The organism is Aequorivita aquimaris, assembly GCF_001573155.1.
Taxonomy (GTDB): Bacteria; Bacteroidota; Bacteroidia; order Flavobacteriales; family Flavobacteriaceae; genus Aequorivita; species Aequorivita aquimaris.
Genome location: NZ_JRWG01000001.1, coordinates 45,320 through 61,547, shown reverse-complemented (window position 1 = coordinate 61,547; position 16,228 = coordinate 45,320). Strand labels below are relative to the sequence as shown.

At 37.1% G+C, this 16,228-nt stretch carries 14 protein-coding genes; 7 read left to right on the top strand and 7 right to left on the bottom strand.

All coding sequences use genetic code 11. The features are described 5' to 3' along the window. Positions 1–33 precede the first annotated feature (33 nt). Positions 34–2,325 carry a TonB-dependent receptor gene (locus LS48_RS00265; protein WP_062618807.1) on the bottom strand — a complete coding sequence of 764 codons (2,292 nt, stop codon included), beginning with the start codon at positions 2,323–2,325 and terminating at the stop codon, positions 34–36. 147 nt (positions 2,326–2,472) lie between these two features. On the opposite strand from LS48_RS00265, the gene LS48_RS00260 reads away from it, so the two are divergent. Together LS48_RS00260 and LS48_RS00255 are read left to right on the top strand one after the other, a co-directional pair. Beyond that, a complete protein-coding gene (locus LS48_RS00260; RefSeq protein WP_062619737.1) occupies positions 2,473–4,038 on the top strand; it encodes an NAD(P)/FAD-dependent oxidoreductase in 1,566 nt (521 codons plus the stop codon). Positions 4,039–4,297: 259 nt separating this feature from the next. Then, positions 4,298–5,608 carry a T9SS type A sorting domain-containing protein gene (locus tag LS48_RS00255; RefSeq protein WP_062618805.1) on the top strand — a complete coding sequence of 437 codons (1,311 nt, stop codon included), beginning with the start codon at positions 4,298–4,300 and terminating at the stop codon, positions 5,606–5,608. Between the two features lie 102 nt (positions 5,609–5,710). Here LS48_RS00255 and LS48_RS00250 read toward each other — a convergent pair whose 3' ends face one another. After that, the gene (locus tag LS48_RS00250) at positions 5,711–6,139 is read right to left on the bottom strand and encodes an FKBP-type peptidyl-prolyl cis-trans isomerase (RefSeq protein ID WP_062618803.1); all 429 of its coding nucleotides are present in this window, start codon (positions 6,137–6,139) and stop codon (positions 5,711–5,713) included. Between the two features lie 202 nt (positions 6,140–6,341). Here LS48_RS00250 and LS48_RS00245 point away from each other — a divergent pair, with 202 nt between their 5' ends. From LS48_RS00245 to LS48_RS00225, 5 genes are all read left to right on the top strand, one after another. Then, positions 6,342–7,169, top strand: coding sequence for a helix-turn-helix domain-containing protein (locus LS48_RS00245; RefSeq protein ID WP_062618800.1), 828 nt, complete (start codon positions 6,342–6,344; stop codon positions 7,167–7,169). A gap of 97 nt (positions 7,170–7,266) precedes the next feature. After that, positions 7,267–7,836, top strand: coding sequence for a YceI family protein (locus LS48_RS00240; RefSeq protein ID WP_062619735.1), 570 nt, complete (start codon positions 7,267–7,269; stop codon positions 7,834–7,836). Positions 7,837–8,013: 177 nt separating this feature from the next. After that, positions 8,014–8,838: a 4,5-DOPA-extradiol-dioxygenase gene (gene ygiD, locus LS48_RS00235; protein WP_235811001.1), complete on the top strand. Its 825-nt coding sequence runs from the start codon at positions 8,014–8,016 to the stop codon at positions 8,836–8,838. Between the two features lie 17 nt (positions 8,839–8,855). Continuing rightward, the gene (locus LS48_RS00230; RefSeq protein ID WP_062618796.1) at positions 8,856–9,272 is read left to right on the top strand and encodes a DoxX family protein; all 417 of its coding nucleotides are present in this window, start codon (positions 8,856–8,858) and stop codon (positions 9,270–9,272) included. 18 nt (positions 9,273–9,290) lie between these two features. After that, positions 9,291–9,857 (top strand): TetR/AcrR family transcriptional regulator, encoded by a 567-nt coding sequence (locus tag LS48_RS00225; protein WP_062618793.1) that lies wholly within the window; start codon positions 9,291–9,293, stop codon positions 9,855–9,857. 234 nt (positions 9,858–10,091) lie between these two features. Here LS48_RS00225 and LS48_RS00220 read toward each other — a convergent pair whose 3' ends face one another. From LS48_RS00220 to LS48_RS00195, 5 genes are all read right to left on the bottom strand, one after another. Beyond that, entirely contained in the window at positions 10,092–10,733 is a 642-nt protein-coding gene (locus tag LS48_RS00220; protein WP_062618791.1) for a DUF6266 family protein, read from the bottom strand. Between the two features lie 1,991 nt (positions 10,734–12,724). Further along, entirely contained in the window at positions 12,725–13,219 is a 495-nt protein-coding gene (locus LS48_RS00210; RefSeq protein WP_051881039.1) for a heavy-metal-associated domain-containing protein, read from the bottom strand. Between the two features lie 32 nt (positions 13,220–13,251). Then, a complete protein-coding gene (locus LS48_RS00205; RefSeq protein ID WP_062618787.1) occupies positions 13,252–15,027 on the bottom strand; it encodes an efflux RND transporter periplasmic adaptor subunit in 1,776 nt (591 codons plus the stop codon). Next, positions 15,017–15,502, bottom strand: coding sequence for a DUF305 domain-containing protein (locus LS48_RS00200; RefSeq protein ID WP_062618784.1), 486 nt, complete (start codon positions 15,500–15,502; stop codon positions 15,017–15,019). Before LS48_RS00200 ends, LS48_RS00205 begins: the two co-directional genes overlap by 11 nt. A gap of 18 nt (positions 15,503–15,520) precedes the next feature. Continuing rightward, positions 15,521–16,228 (bottom strand): PepSY domain-containing protein, encoded by a 708-nt coding sequence (locus LS48_RS00195; protein WP_062618782.1) that lies wholly within the window; start codon positions 16,226–16,228, stop codon positions 15,521–15,523.

Genomic DNA, 16,228 nt, shown 5'->3' with positions numbered 1-16,228 from the left:
TAAAAGTTTTCGCAAAGGTACAAACTTCAAGGCTTAAAGTTGATACTTTAGTTTAAAGCCGCTATACCAATTTCGAGGCATGCCGGGGTAGTAGTATCGCGGTTCGGAGCCCCCAAAGCCTGTGGCATTTATCAAAACCGAGGAGGCATATTTTTCATCCGTAAAATTATTTATGCCTGCATTTATTTCAAAAGAGAGCGCTTTTGAAAGTTGATTTTTATAGGAAGCCTTAGTATTGAAAACCGTATATTTTTCTGAATAAAGCGCGTTGGCGTCGTTAAGTGGAATTTCCCCAATATGAAGAAAATTAGAACTCAAACTGAAGTTTTTAAAACCAAGATTTATGCCTCCGTTTATTTTTTTATCGGGGACTCCCGTAAGTTGGTTTCCCGAAAAATCACTGTCGCCATCCACGAAGTCGATAAATGTATGGTCCGTAATTTCCGCATTTAAATAGGGCGAGATATATAAAAATCGTCCTGCGGATTGGTTATAGGAAATATTTAATTCAATCCCTTTGTGTTCCGTTTTGCCCGCATTTCTGCCAATATACTGATCGTCGCCAACGCGCTCCGCTACCAGTAAGTCGTCAATATCCAACAGATAGGCATTCACCTGAAGGTGAAGTTTTCTCCTAAAAAGAAAAAGCTCACTTCCCAATTCATAATTGAAACCCTTCTCCGGCCCGAGGTTGGGATTTACGACTCCGTTTGGCGTAAGGGTCTCCTCAATGGAAGGATAATTAAAGCCGCGACTAAAGTTGAAATAAACGCTACTATTTTCAGTGAATTGATATAATAAGTTTACATTCGGCGCCAGAATGGGCTCAAAATTGCGTTCCGCACTTTTATTGGAAGCCCCTTCGTTAAAGTCGTCGGTAAAATCATAAGTGGTTTGGTTAAAATTGAGGCCAAACTGACCTTTCAACTTTTGGGTAAAGGGAAGGGTCACGGTCGCAAAAACATTCAAATTGTCCCTTTTTTCAATATTATCACTTAACAATTGTCCTTCCAAACTGCCGTTGCCATTGTTTTCCTCATATAAATTTTCAATCGTTTTCCAGTTGTATTCATCTTTGTAAAATTCCCCTCCAAAACTGAGATTGGCTTTATTTTTTAAAAATGAAAAGTCTTTTGCAAAAACCGTCCGTGCGCCGTAACCGATGGTGTATTCATCCAAAATATTAAAAGGCCGCGGCTCATAATGGTCCAAATAGGTATAAAAAACACTGCTGGTATTGGTGAAATTTTCGGAAAATCGATGTGTATTGCTCATTCCCAACAAGGTCTGTTTATTATCCTCAAAACCCTGCGCAGCCTTCCACGTAAAGGCCGCTTGGGAAGGGTCTTCCTCAAAAGCCGTCCTGCCAATGGAGCTGGGAATCTGGGCGAGATAGTCCACATAATTAACCAGTAAATCGATTTCGTTTTTAGGATTCAATTTATATGAGGAAGTAAGTAACAAGGTTTTCCTATCATAATCGCTATTCTCGCGAAAGCCGTCCGTTTCCAAGTGGTCGTAATTTAAATTTAAGGAAAACCTGTCGGTTGCAGTCGCGGCGGCGACCGTGTTTTTAATCAGTCCAAAGGAGCCAACGGAAAGGTTGGTGGCCAAGAAAGAATTGCCCACGGCAGCCTGTTTGGAATTTATCAGCAGGGTTCCGCCCAAATTGGTGCCGTATTGAGTGGCTTTGGGCCCTTTTACTATTTCCATGGTCTGAATATGCTCGGGATCAATCGCGTCTATTGCCGTTTCGCCACCGCCATTGGTAAGAGAAATTCCGTTAAAATAGGCGCGGATTTTATTGGTACCATAAAGCGTGCGCGAGCCTACGCCCCGAATTACGATCCGGTTGGTATTGATGGCCCCGCTCTGTATATAAACCCCGGGCGTTTCATTGATGGCTGAAACTAAATCCCTGGGGCTGTATTCCTCAAATTTTTCAGCGGAAATTTTTTTCGTGGGAATCAGGATCTTGCTTTCTTTTTGATAGGTTGAAGAAATGATCACTTCATCTAGATTTTCAGATTTGGATAGCGGTGAAAGTTGAAAAGCCTCGTTATTCTTGGTCATTTGCACGGTAACATTGTAAAAATCTGGATGCCGAAGGGTTATTTTTAAGGGGAGTTTGAATACTTCGGAAAGCTTAAATAATCCTTCGTTATTGGTTTCAACAGTCTTTTCACCATTCACAAAAACCGAAACCTCAGGTATTGGGGAATTATATGTATCAAATACAAAGCCCTTCAATTGCTGGGCTTGCAAGGTATTTAATATGGCGATTATAAAAATAGTGGCCAGCGTACTGTGAAATGTTTTTCCCATAAAATTATTTGATTTAAAAATAGCCAATAACTAGACGAAAGGAGGCACACTTTATAAGTTTAATCAATTTTTAACTAGGGGTTAGTGAATATTTCAGGATTGATTATTGTGAAAAACTTCGCCATTAAAAATTTATATTTGCGCTCTATGGGCAGATTGGTACAAATTGCGATATTACCGCGGCAACAGGAAGATTTGGATTATATCCTTGAACTTGCTTTGGAAAAAGAGAAGCTGCGCAGGGATGGAATTAGTGACTGGCGGATTCGCAAGCGCTCCATTGATGCACGCCGGAAACCCATAAAAATAAATCTGCAGATTGAACTGTGGCTGAAAGGTGAGAAAAGGGAAACCATTCCGCCATTCGTGCCCCAAGATGTTTCAAAAGCAAAGGAAATAGCGATCATTGGCGCTGGGCCGGCAGGGCTTTACGCAGCGCTTCGGGCAATTGAGGCTGGATTGAAACCGATTGTTTTTGAACGCGGAAAAGACGTCCGCGAGCGCAGAAGGGATCTTGCGGCCATCAACAAAGACCAAATTGTAAACCCGGAAAGCAATTATTGTTTTGGGGAAGGCGGCGCGGGAACCTATTCCGATGGGAAACTATATACGCGCTCAAAAAAGCGTGGAAATGTACTGAAAGCCTTGGAATGGTTTGTGCACTTTGGCGCCGATGAAGATATACTGGTTGATGCGCACCCGCATATTGGCACCAATAAACTTCCAAAGATAATCACTGCAATGCGGGAAGCTATTATCGAAAATGGTGGTGAAGTGCATTTCAATTCAAAATTGACCGACTTAAAGCTGAAAGCGAATGCTATTGAAGCCATTCAAATAAATAACGAAAAATGGTTTGGGTTTGAGAATGTAATACTTGCAACCGGCCATTCCGCACGGGATATTTTCTATTTGCTTCACGATAAAAATATTAAGATTGAAGCCAAACCGTTTGCCATTGGGGTTCGGGTGGAGCACCAACAGGAACTTATCGATTATATTCAATATCACGGCGAGGTGGACAATCCGTACCTGCCACCGGCCAGTTATGCCTTAGTGGAGCAGGTGGATGGATTGGGTGTGTATTCTTTCTGTATGTGTCCCGGCGGAATAATAGCGCCCTGCGCCACCGAGCAGGAGGAGGTGGTTACCAACGGTTGGAGCCCAAGCAAGCGCAACAATCCGTACGCAAACAGTGGCATTGTGGTGAGTGTGGAGCCGAAGGATTTGCCAAACTATAAAAAAGACGATCCTTTTGTATGCTTAAATTTTCAGAAGGAAGTGGAAAAGTGTTGTTGGGAAGCAGGAGGGAAGACCCAAAAAGTCCCTGCCCAGCGGATGATTGATTTTGTGGAAGGAAAAATTTCTGAGGATTTTCCAAAAACATCGTACCAACCCGGAATTGTTTCGGCGGATTTGAATGAAGTACTGCCACCATTGCTTTCAAAAAGATTGAAAAAGGCCTTTGTTATCTTCGGAAAAAAAATGAAAGGATATTATACAAACCAAGCAGTTTTGCATGCGCCGGAGAGTAGAACTTCTTCCCCCATAGCAATTCCAAGAAATTCTGAAACGCTTGAACATATTGAAATAAAAGGTTTGTATCCTTGTGGCGAAGGCGCAGGTTATGCCGGGGGAATAATTTCCGCAGCCATTGATGGGATTAATTGTGTGGATGTGATTGTTCTTAAATTAGAAACAAGAAAGCTGTAATTCCACAACCATACTACTGTAAGCAATTTCAAGGATTTCTTTCCTTTTTTTCTATTCCATTCTTGCATACTTACAATAAATACTTCGCCATTTTCTATTTTTTATCCAGATAATTTGTTTTGTGGAAACCCAAGTGATGACATTTCACAAAGAAATTCGATGGACTTTTAAAGGGGATGGAAACCAATCCCTATAATTAAAAAATGATTTTATGATGAAAAAAAAATTACGACACTTATTTTCTTTATTAATAATATTTATGACTACAGCCGCCTTTTCACAGGATTGGGAAGTGGTTGGTATTCCCGGATTTTCAGCGGGAATTGTTCAGGATATTTCCTTAGTATTTAATACTAATGGAGAACCGTATGTTGCCTATAGGGATGGTGGTAATTCATTTAAAGCTACTGTGATGAGGCATAATGGAAATAACTGGACTTCTGTTGGAACAGCAGGATTTACTCCCGGGGAAGTAAGTTATACTTCGCTCGTCATAGACAATAGTGGAACGCCGTACATAGCATATTCCGACAGTTCACTTGACTCAAAAGCAACGGTAATGAAGTTTGATGGCACCAACTGGGTAGTTGTTGGTACTGCTGGTTTTTCTGCAGATACTGCATATCACACTTCCCTCGCAATTAGCAACACTGGTGAATTATTTGTCGCATACCAAGATTGGGCGGAAGGTTATAATGTAACTGTTATGAAATTTAATGGAAGCAACTGGATACCTGTGGGCAGTCCTGGATTTTCCGGTGGTGGTTCAATTTATACCGATCCTGCTCTCGCCATTGGCAATAGTGGCAATCTTTATGTGGCATTTCGTGATGCTGGAAATGCAAGCAAGATGAGCGTGATGGAATTTGATGGAAATACTTGGGTTTATGTAGGAATTCCAGGATTCTCAGCGGGTAATATTATATATCCATCACTTGCTTTTGATAGTAATAATGATTTGCACGTGGCTTACACAGATGGTGGAAATGAAGGTAAAGCGACTGTAATGAAATTTGATGGGAACAACTGGATACCGGTTGGGAATACCGGATTTTCGGAAGATGAAGTTTCATTTACCTCGCTTGCATTCAGTAATGCTGGAGCTCCGTATATAGCTTTTCGGGATAAAGCAAATGCAAATAAGGCAACTACAATGTTTTATAACGGGACAGATTGGGTAGCCCTTGGAACGGAAGGATTTTCGGAAGGAGCAACGGGTTATACCTCACTTGCATTCAGCAATACGGGTATGCCTTATGTGGCCTATTTAGATGCAAGTAATGGAGAAAAGGCTACTGTGATGCGTTATACCGGCACCTTGGAAATAAATACTGTACAAGCTGTGCCTTTTTCGATATATCCCAATCCTGCGCAACACAACATTTATTTGCAATGGGAAGAAGGCACCCAACCTAATTCTGTTTCAATTAGGGATATGCAAGGAAGAAATGTGATGGAAATTTTTCCGGTTATCAATACTATTAACATTGAAACATTACGTTCGGGAATCTATTTTTGCGTATTTGAAAATGCGGATGGTGTATTTTATAAAAAGTTTATAAAGAAATAAATAAAAACCTCTCCATTCTTAATTACTTTTTTGTTTTTAATTGGAAATAAAAAAAGACTACTTTTTTTGGTAGTCTTTTTTGCATCGATACGGTTATCAAATTTATTTTATTGCGAGGAGCTCGAGTTCAAAGGTAAGATCTTGCCCAGCCAATGGATGGTTTGCATCTACAATAATAAACCCGTCTTTTACATCGGCTACACGAAGTTGGCGTTCGCTGCCATCGGGGTTTTTTGAAACAAGACCCATTCCCACTTCAGGTTTTATTTCCGGAGGAAGGTTTTCATTTGGAATTTTTTGAAAAAGCGACTTTTGAACTTCGCCGTAAGCTTCTTCCTTTGGGATGGTAATTGTTTTCTTTTCATTCACTTTCATATCGACCAATCCTTTTTCAAACCCCGGAATTAGCTTGCCTTCACCCAATTTCACTTCCAGCGGCTCACGTTGAACGGAACTATCGAAAACCTGTCCGTTGTTCAATTTTCCTGTGTAGTGAAGTTTTACGGTTTCATTTCCTTGTACTTGACTCATAATTTTGTTTTTTCAATTATTGTTCAATAAGGGGGCAAAACTATGGGTTTGCATTGCCAATTCCACAGAAAAGAACCATTAATCCTGAGATTTATGGAAATATTAACGGATTTACCCTTGTATAAGAGGTGGTGGGGGATAATGAAGAGAACTGATTTAAAATTTGTAAATTTAGTTTTTACACTACATCAGTAATTAAGCAATGGACCAACCAGTAAAAATATTTAGGTTTGACGTTGAAGAGGCAAAAAAAGTTGCTTCTTCAACTAATGAACCTCATATCCACGATTTTGAAGAAATCCTTATAGGAATGGAGGGTTCTATTGAGCATTTCATAGATTTTGAAACCACAACCGTAGATGCTCCCTATGTTTGTTTTGTAAGCAAAGGTAAGGTTCACAGAGTAAAGCCTATAGTAAAAGATGGTAAGTGCGATGTTTGGGTAATTAGGTTTGGTAGTGAATTTGCAGCTGAAATTATTTTTCAACTTTACGCTGCATTCCACAATACGGCTAATATATTTTGGCCGGTGGAAAGGTTTACCGGCCGCCTTCCTGTTTTGACTGAAATGATGTATAATGAATTAAGACAATCAAATCCTGATTTTTCCGTCATTCGCCATTTGCTCAATGCCGTTATTTCGATTGTATTATCAGAAAAACAGAAACAGCAGCCCACAGCTATTTCCTCAAACCAAAATGAGACGTTTACCAATTTTCTCGCCATTTTGGAAGAAAATTTTCGGCGCCCCTTGAGCGTGGGATATTATGCAGAAAAATTGTTTATGAGCACACGGAACTTAAATTTAATTTGCCAAAATATTCTACAGCAAAGTGTGTCGGAAATCATTGAAACCAGAAAATTGATTGAAGCCAAAAACCTTCTGATTTCCACGGATAAAACCATTGCCGAAATAGCCTACGAATTGGGTTATAATGAAAATTCTTACTTTTCTAATGTTTTCAAAAAGAAATCGGGGCAAACACCAGGTGAGTTTCGGGATGAAATGCGAAGCCTGTTAACTTCCTAAAATTATACCTCTACTACCGAAAAGTGTAATTCTTAACATCCGTATTGCTACTATTTTTGTAATCAAATAATTAATTACAATTTAATTCTAAATGATTATGAAAAAAGTACTGATTTTAGTTGTAATGTCCCTATTTACAATAGGAGCTTTTGCACAGACCCAATGGCAGGTAGACCCAAACCACTCTTCGCTAAACTTTAGCATCAAGCATTCAGGCATTAGTTTGGTGAATGGCAACTTTTTAGACTACACAGGTAGTTTAACCACCAATGGCGAGGCCTTGAGTGATGCACAATTTAATTTTAACGTGCAAGTGGCAAGTATCAACACCAATGTAGATGCGAGGGACAAACACTTGAGAAGTGCCGATTTTTTTGAGGTGGAAACCTATCCGACGATGACCTTTAAAAGCACTAAAATTTTAGCGACGGGTAAACCAGAACATTTTTTATTGTATGGAGAGCTTACTATTAAAGGAGTTACAAAACCAGTAATTTTTGATGTGTACTACGGGGGAACTGCCAAGAGCGACCAAGGTGAAAAATTAGGTTTGAAAGCGAAAACCACTATCAACAGGTTTGACTATAACATTAATTTTGACCCTACCGCAACTGGTATTGGTAAGGATGTGGATATTGTAGTTCATCTACAGTTCGCCAAACAGTAAAACTATTTAAAGGGAAGTTATTCATATTTTGAATTTAGAAATCATGAAAAAGTTTAAAATCCAAAAGATAAGCAGAGAAGACGTGTATGGCAAAGCAAGTTTCGTAGTTAGATTACGTCAATGAATAGAAAACAATTTTTAAAATCAATGGCACTATTGCCGCTAATAGGTTCAAGTATGAAATTGAAAGATTTAAATAAAATGACAGCAACAATGAGTAGTACAGAAAAAATGCCTGTACTATTCTTGGGTCATGGAAGCCCTATGAATGCCATTGAGGAAAATGAATTTGTGGCAAATTTTAGACGGCTGGGAAATGAATTGGTACGCCCCAATGCAATACTCTGTATTTCTGCCCATTGGGAAACGAATGGCACATATGTAACAGCAATGCAAAATCCTCCTACCATTCATGACTTTGGAGGTTTCCCACAGGAGCTTTTTGAAGTACAATACCCAGCACCGGGAAGCCCTCAACTGGCAAAACAGACCAAAGCGATAATAACAAAAACAAATGTAGGATTAGATGATAAATGGGGGCTCGACCACGGAGCGTGGAGCGTTATAAAACATCTCTATCCCAATGCCGATATCCCGGTAATTCAAATGAGCATTGATTATACACAGCCTGCAAAATATCACTATGAATTAGCAAAGGAATTGAATGGCCTTCGCACAAAGGGTGTTCTAATTGTGGGAAGTGGAAATATGGTACACAATCTTCGCATGGTTTCATGGAAAAGGTTAAACGAAGTATATGCCTACGATTGGACTATAGAGGCCAACGAAAAGATGAAACACTTTATCGTTAACGAAGATCACAAAAGTTTAATTGACTTTAAATCCCAAGGAAAAGCTTTTGAGTTAGCCATCCCAACGCCCGAACATTATTTGCCGTTGATTTACACCTTGGCATTAAAGACCAAAAATGAAGAAATAACAATATTTAACGACAAACCTGTTGGAGGTTCACTTACAATGACTTCAGTAAAGATAGGTTAGAAACAAAACAATGAATTATGAAAAAATTACTGGATATTGAATTAAAAGAGAACACAGTTGGTATGGCTGTCTTATTATTAAGGTTGGGTGTGGGTATAATGATGCTTGTTCATGGAATTCCAAAACTATACATGCTGTTTAGCGGAGATATTCAGTTTCCCATTGTTATGGGGATGAGCGCAACGTTTTCATTAGTATTAACTGTGGTTGCAGAAGTTTTATGCTCTATATTATTGCTAATTGGACTTTTTACCAGAATAGCGGCCATTCCATTGATTATAACCATGTTGGTAGCCGTATTAATGATTCACGGTAGCGATCCATATGCCTTGAAAGAATTAGGACTGTTTTACTTGTTGGCCTATGTAGTTTTGTTAATACTTGGCAGCGGTAAATATTCTTTTGATGCTATTTTGAAAAACTATCAACTATAAGAATAGATATCTACAGCTATGTCCCTGTCAAAAACCATATTGGTTAGGTCACTTGTGCTTTTTCAAACCCATGGAATCAAGACCGTTAGAATGGATGATATAGCCCGAGAAATGGGTTTATCAAAGAAGACCATTTATCTTCATTATGGCAGTAAAAAGGAATTGGTTCAAAAATGTATTCACCATCTTTTTGATTTACATTTTTCAAATATCAAAAGGATTCAAGATGAAAGGGGAACACCGATAGAGAAAATAATAAAGATTTATGAATACGCCGTAAAACATTTAATAAAAGTTACACCTAATTTTTATTTTGATTTAAAAAGAGGTTATCCGGAAACCTATCAGTTTTATGCCCTTCAACGCGGTAAAATAGTTTTTGGTATAATTAAAACCTTATTGAAAAAGGGGCAAAGGAGTGGTGATATAGACCCCACAATCAATACCCAGTTGTTTTGTGAATTTCATCTGATAAATCTGGATCAAGTAATAAGCCATAAAACCGCACTTATGGAATATAGCTTGCAAGACCTATTGGACAACACTATTAGAGTGAGCCTGAATGGTATTATTAAAAGACAATAATTTATTCAGCTCTTTTTAAATTTAAATCCTGCATGTTAATGAAGGCAAGTTACTTCCCGATGCAATATGTAATTATCCTTGATTTTACGATAGTTACAGCATTTGGGCAACAAATAGGATACAAAAAATGCATAAAAAGAGTAAAACAAGAGCAATCATTAATAAATTCACTTACGAATATAACATAAAAAAACCGCTCGATTTGAGCGGTTTTCAAATAAAAGCACCAAGCTATTAATTGGCTATCCCAGAGCCTAAATAAGTACTGTTTGACACTTGGCTACCATCGGCAGTTATAAATGCCATAAATAGCTCTACAGTATCTCCTGCGTAGGTTGTTGGAATTGCAACAATTTGAGTCCCTACTGTTCTGTCGGCTCCATCTGTTAAAGAAATAGATTCTTTCTTTGATGGATTGTAAACCAATAACATTGCTTTATCGGTAGCATTTGCGTTACCTTCAGCAGAGTTATCATCCCAGTTAAAAGTTACCTCTCCAGCTGTTGCAAGATCTGTAGAAGGGTTCAAAGCAGCTGACAAACCTCCTCTACTTACTAATGCGGTTGCATAATCCACCTCAAAGTCAGGTTCGACTCCTGTGATGGCATTATTCAACACATAAGACATCGCAGCATTAAATGCTGTTTTCTTCACTGCTAAAAACTTATATCCTTTTTGGACAAATGGTTTTACAGCCTGAATAAATTCTAAAGTCACAGTAAACTTGGTTCTTTGGTTTACCTGACCTACAGTTCTTGGATTGGCTACACTTGAAGGTTTAATTCTGATGTAGTCAATACCTTTCCAGCTTCCACCTATAATGTTTCCAACCTTACCGGAAAGCCCTCCTAAAATTCCTTGAGCAATTTTACCCATAACATAAATAATTTAAATGAAACTTACTTTTCTTCGGACTTGGTACGGACTTGACACGAAGTTGTACCTTCCGTTGAAATATATGGCAATAATTATGCATTCAATTCAATCAAGATTATGTTGCGCTGATTTGCATTCCATTGCATTACTGTCAAGATTATCAAACTTTTGATTTGGTTTATTCCTTTGACAGATGGATATTTTGACAGTGAGCAGGATTGCGTCAAATCGGCAAGATTCTACTTGTTCAATCCAATTGTTCTAATGGTTATAATTATTCAAGATATTCTTGGTTACATCTTTTTTTTTTAGAATCGAATAAAAAAAGAGCCCCCTAAAAAGGAAGCTCTGAAAGACAGCACTCAAACCAAAAGATGCGCAACGTGTACTCTTTAAAGCCAACGTAATGAACACCTAAATGGAATGGACTACCTGATGTACGTATGCCCGCCAGCAACCATCTGCTACCTAAACGGACTCTAAATAAAAACTTAAACATAATGCCCCTATTTCACAGGACGGTGCGATTGGTGCAAGGGCTATGGAAAAAATACTACCCGGATTTTTAGTTTGCAGTTGTCTGTTAAAGACCATATTATCAATGACATAAAAATTATAATAGCAGAAAAAATTAAGGGTGGAGATTTTTTTCAACAGGCGAAGCGAACCCTTGTGGCTCTCGCATCCGCACGCCTGTACCTTTGCTTTTTGTTTGAGTTTTTTATCCTATATAATCAGATGCAAGTTGTTTATCATCCTTTTGTCTAAAGACAAAAACAATAATGTTTTTTCAAAAGAAAAAGAAAAAAGAAAGTAGATTCTTTAATGGCGTAGACATACTGTCAAGTTTTTTGTGAAAAATATTGCTTCACAAAATGGCGATAGCAGGAACGACTTAATCTTGGGGCAAAATTTTTTAGAAAACCCGTAGGGCTTGACCTTTATAGCCTTGTGCGGTTGGCAAAGGTAGCCACATATATTTGCCATCTTTTTTTATTTTAATATTTCAAATTGGTTTAAACTTGATTCAATTTGCTTTTAAATTTTCTGGGGAATTAACTCTTAAAAAAATAGGTTTACTAAACGCATTGAGCGGTGGGTGAAGCGTTTGTATGGGTAGAATTTTAAATAGTTGTTTGATAAAACAGCATTTAAACAAGCTACTTATACAGGACTTTTAGACAATAGCTTATTACTTTTTTGACCTCTCGACTGGCGCTCGAGACAAGGCGAGCGATAAAAAGTAATGTGCTATGGCGTACTATAAATATTGTAAACCTATTTTTTTATATCCTATTTCTTGGGTGGTGGGGAAAAGTGGACTTTTATATTTGTTAGCGAAATGAAACAAACAAAGACTTGAGGTAAGGAATACTTGGACTTAACGATGGTTTTGTGCAGTTGAATGAGATAACTAATATTATAATTAACTTAAACTTTCTACTGTTTAATAATAGTTCAAAATATAGTTAAATGTTCGGATGTGAGCGTTGGATGAGCGGATATTTAGCTCGTTTCATTTTTATTTTAAATTAATGTACTCGTGAATATCCACAGTTTAATTTTAGTTCCGATTTGTGCGGATGGTGAGTGGATATTTTACATAATAGCAGTTATAGCGACGAAAATATAATAAAACGCCGTAGGCAACCTTTGAAAGGATTTTTGCTCCTATAACTTCTATTATGTAACATAGCTTGGGATTGGTTTTGTGGCGTAATAGTTGTTTGAGCGTTGGCAATGGCTCTTTGCTTTTTTATTGTACCAATTTTATAAAATAACGACGTTTAAATAAAACAAGCAATGTGCCATTATAGCTTTAGATACAAGTATTATGACATAAAACCAATTATGCATTGGCGCGCGGAACAACACAAAAGACAGAGGATTTTGAGCTTTCGACAGGCTCAAGCCAAGGCAAGCGAAAAAACTGGGTTTTGGGTTGTGGGGAATAAAAAAGAGCCTTCCGAAAAAGACTCTTTCATTATTGCTTAATGGTCGTGATTTGAATGGTCATCACTTTCTTCTTCACCAGATTGATTCATCATCATTTCGTGGTCGTATTTACAACAACCTGGTAAACCATCATATGCTTCTTCATCACCTGCTACTTTTTCGGTATCATATCCTGAAGCTGCGATTGCTTTATGGATTGCCATTGCATCGGTTTTTGTATCATCAAAAGACACATCAATCTTCTTTTTATCGACATCCCAATTAGCACTTGCAACACCTTCAACACCGTTAGCTGCTTTTTCGATAGTGTTTTTACACATTCCGCAATTTCCTCTTACACCAAAAGACAGGTCTGTCATTGCCATATCTTTTGACATTTCAGTAGTTGTGGTTTCTGTTTCTTTTTTGGTTTCGTTTTTACAACTTGTTAAACCTAATGCTGCTATTACAGCTACACTTAAAATTACTTTTTTACTCACGTCGATTACATTTTTGTTTTTGTGTTCGTGATTTTTCTTTGAAAAATTCATTGTTTAAAATTTAATTGTTATTACTTGATTTATTATTCTATTACTTGTTTTACTTCACCACAGGTTAGCATTGCTTCGCCAAAATATGGATTGATTACTTTTTCTTCTTTGCTTAACCAATAGGCTCCGTTATTGTTATCTGCCATAGGGCAAAATTCTACATATACCTTTTCATTTACACCAAATATTTGAACCGCTTTTATTAAATATGAAGACAAGTGTTTAAAGTGATTTCTTTGGGTTTTAATGTCTTGTGAACCGGCTATTGAAGTTGTAGAAGATTTTATCTCATCTATTAATGACATCCAATGATTGTGTGCTTCATCTTTAAGCAATTTCATATCTGTATTACCCAAATTTGATAGTAAAGAAGTTGCATTTTGTGAACTACCTTTTGAGTCTTCTTTTACTAAAGCATCTTTTAAATTGATGTAATCATTGTACACCTCTTTTAATTGCTCTTGAAATTTCTCTGACACTTTTAAGCGTTCATTCATATGAGTATGGTCACTTTCCTTTTTTGATGCATTATTATCCATACCTAAATGACCTTCGTGACCTGACATAGTTTTACCACCTTGCTTGTTCATCATTGATTTTTTGCCTTGTAGTTGTGCAGCAGCATCTACAGTAAATGTTCCGTTGGTAACAATTTCATTTCCTACGAACAATCCTTCCAACACCTCATAATTATCACCTATTTTGTTACCTAAAGCAACTTCTTTCAATTCAAAAACAGGTTCATTAGGATTTGATTTGAGATAGACTACAGAGCGTTCGCCTGTCCAAAGTACTGCCGAAGATGGTATCATTATTACTTCATTTGCATTGGTTTTAGAGCTTTCAATTGCTGCGGTTACAAACATTCCTGGTTTAAAAATGGTTTCTTTATTATTTAAAACCACACGTAAATCAACAGTACGAGTTTTGGTATTTAAAATTGGATCTATAAAATCTACTTTTCCTTTAAACTGTTTATTAGGATAGGCATTGGTGATTATTTTAACTTCTTGCCCTTTTTTGAAAAGTTCAATTTGATTTTCATACACATCAAAATTTGCCCAAACTGTGTTGAGATTGGCAATTTTTAATAAGGGTTGTCCTTGTTTGATGTAATCGCCTTGCTCTACCAATTTTTCTGTAACAGTACCCGAAACGGTTGCATAAACAGGAAAGTTTTCTTTTACTTTTCCTGTTTCTTCAATCTGGTTGATTTGATTTTCAGAGAGTTTCCATAATTTCAATTTATTACGGACTGCTTTGTATAAAGCAGGTTGAGATTCTTTTAAAGAAGCTGCTGTGATTAATTCTTGTTGTGCTGCATATAATTCGGGTGAATAAATAGTTGCCAATAATTGTCCTTTACGAACTTCTTCGCCAGTAAAACTAATGTTTAAGCGTTCAATTCTCCCTGAAAAATAACTCACTTGTACTGCATTTGCTTCTTCGTTTTCGGCTATTTTTCCTGATAATTTTATGATTCCATTTTCGACTGAACCATTACCAACAACGATAGTTTGAATGTTTGCTAAAGCCATCGCATTAGCTGTTAATTTAAACTGGTCTGCTGTTAAACCATCTGCACCAGCTTCAGCAGGAATTAAGTCCATTCCACAAATAGGACAATCGCCTGGTTCAGGCTGCATAATTTGTGGGTGCATAGAGCAAGTCCACATTTGATTGGTTTGTGTAACTTCATTGTGATTATGGTCTGCTTCTTCTTTTGATGAACCACCAAATAGGAACCAACCCAAGAGCAAACCTACTGCCAACAAACCTATGTATATGACTATTTTATTATTTTTCATTTTCTAATCGTTTTATCATTGCTTTCATTTCTTCTATTTCCTTTTTCTGTGCTTTAATAATATCCTCTGCTAATTGTTTAACTTCTGGGTCTTTTATATCTGCTCTTTCGCTTGTTAGAATTGCTATGGAATGATGTGGTATCATACCCTTCATCCAAAGTACATCACCTACGGTTGATTTTTGGTCACGTACTAAACCTAAAGCACCAAGGAAAAGGACGATGCTACCTAATACAATACCCAAATTTTTCCTTTTATTCTTGTACATATTCTTCATAAAGAAAAACATAATTAAAGCCATAGCTGCAATACCTAAACAGACCATATAAAATCGTGTTAGACTAAACCATACGTGGTCTATGGAATAGGTGTTTAAATACATCGTTATGTACATTGCTACAAATGATGAGCCTAACATTAAAAAGAATTTTGTGTAGTTGCTCATACCTTTTTCGTCGTGTTTGTGTTTTTCCATAATTTTAAATTTTAATGATTATAATTTTCTTTTTAATAATTTTCTAATTGATGGTGAGGATGTGTACCATAGTAAAAAGCCACTTAAAACCGTTATTAAGCCTAACAATGAAAATGCCCTTAAAACAGTTGTATTAAAATTGTCTCTTCCTTCATAATCCATAGTGTGCGTCATCCATAGAAAATCGAACCAACGCCAACTACGATGTCTTACAGTTTGAAATTTTCCATCTTTAACAGACACATAGGCTTTTAATACTTCATCAGATTTATAAGAAATCACATAAGCAGGTAATAAACGTTCTCTGTATTCGTGGTGTTTACCTACCTCATTTATTTGCTCTATTGATTCTACTTCTAAACCACTTTTCATATAATTTTTTGCGATGTAAAGCGCTTCTTCTTTTGAAATAAAATTCTTTTTTGTTCCGTCTAAAGCGTTATATAATTGCTCATTATTTACCCAATAGTAGGGTGTATTATTTATATCTCTTAATTCAATAGTATTGACACCATTAGCAATATTTAGTGTTGATGGGCTTATTAAATTATTGAAAGCTTGTGGTTGATAATCCAAATTCTTGAAATGGTCGCCGTGTATGTCGTCTATATTTGTCCAACTGAAGTACAAACCACTAATTGTCCAAAACAGGAATTGAATGCCTAAAAAGAGACCTAAATAGCGATGTGTTTTTCTGATTTTTAAAGCTGTGTGTCTGTTTACCAT

What these genes read in the sequence shown, in the direction of transcription:
- LS48_RS00265 (WP_062618807.1), bottom strand. Translation starts at nt 2,325, where the DNA reads ATGGGAAAAACATTTCACAGTACGCTGGCCACTATTTTTATAATCGCC.
- LS48_RS00260 (WP_062619737.1), top strand. Translation starts at nt 2,473, where the DNA reads ATGGGCAGATTGGTACAAATTGCGATATTACCGCGGCAACAGGAAGAT.
- LS48_RS00255 (WP_062618805.1), top strand. Translation starts at nt 4,298, where the DNA reads ATGACTACAGCCGCCTTTTCACAGGATTGGGAAGTGGTTGGTATTCCC.
- LS48_RS00250 (WP_062618803.1), bottom strand. Translation starts at nt 6,139, where the DNA reads ATGAGTCAAGTACAAGGAAATGAAACCGTAAAACTTCACTACACAGGA.
- LS48_RS00245 (WP_062618800.1), top strand. Translation starts at nt 6,342, where the DNA reads ATGGACCAACCAGTAAAAATATTTAGGTTTGACGTTGAAGAGGCAAAA.
- LS48_RS00240 (WP_062619735.1), top strand. Translation starts at nt 7,267, where the DNA reads ATGAAAAAAGTACTGATTTTAGTTGTAATGTCCCTATTTACAATAGGA.
- ygiD (WP_235811001.1), top strand. Translation starts at nt 8,014, where the DNA reads ATGAAATTGAAAGATTTAAATAAAATGACAGCAACAATGAGTAGTACA.
- LS48_RS00230 (WP_062618796.1), top strand. Translation starts at nt 8,856, where the DNA reads ATGAAAAAATTACTGGATATTGAATTAAAAGAGAACACAGTTGGTATG.
- LS48_RS00225 (WP_062618793.1), top strand. Translation starts at nt 9,291, where the DNA reads ATGTCCCTGTCAAAAACCATATTGGTTAGGTCACTTGTGCTTTTTCAA.
- LS48_RS00220 (WP_062618791.1), bottom strand. Translation starts at nt 10,733, where the DNA reads ATGGGTAAAATTGCTCAAGGAATTTTAGGAGGGCTTTCCGGTAAGGTT.
- LS48_RS00210 (WP_051881039.1), bottom strand. Translation starts at nt 13,219, where the DNA reads ATGAATTTTTCAAAGAAAAATCACGAACACAAAAACAAAAATGTAATC.
- LS48_RS00205 (WP_062618787.1), bottom strand. Translation starts at nt 15,027, where the DNA reads ATGAAAAATAATAAAATAGTCATATACATAGGTTTGTTGGCAGTAGGT.
- LS48_RS00200 (WP_062618784.1), bottom strand. Translation starts at nt 15,502, where the DNA reads ATGGAAAAACACAAACACGACGAAAAAGGTATGAGCAACTACACAAAA.
- LS48_RS00195 (WP_062618782.1), bottom strand. Translation starts at nt 16,228, where the DNA reads ATGGTAAACAGACACACAGCTTTAAAAATCAGAAAAACACATCGCTAT.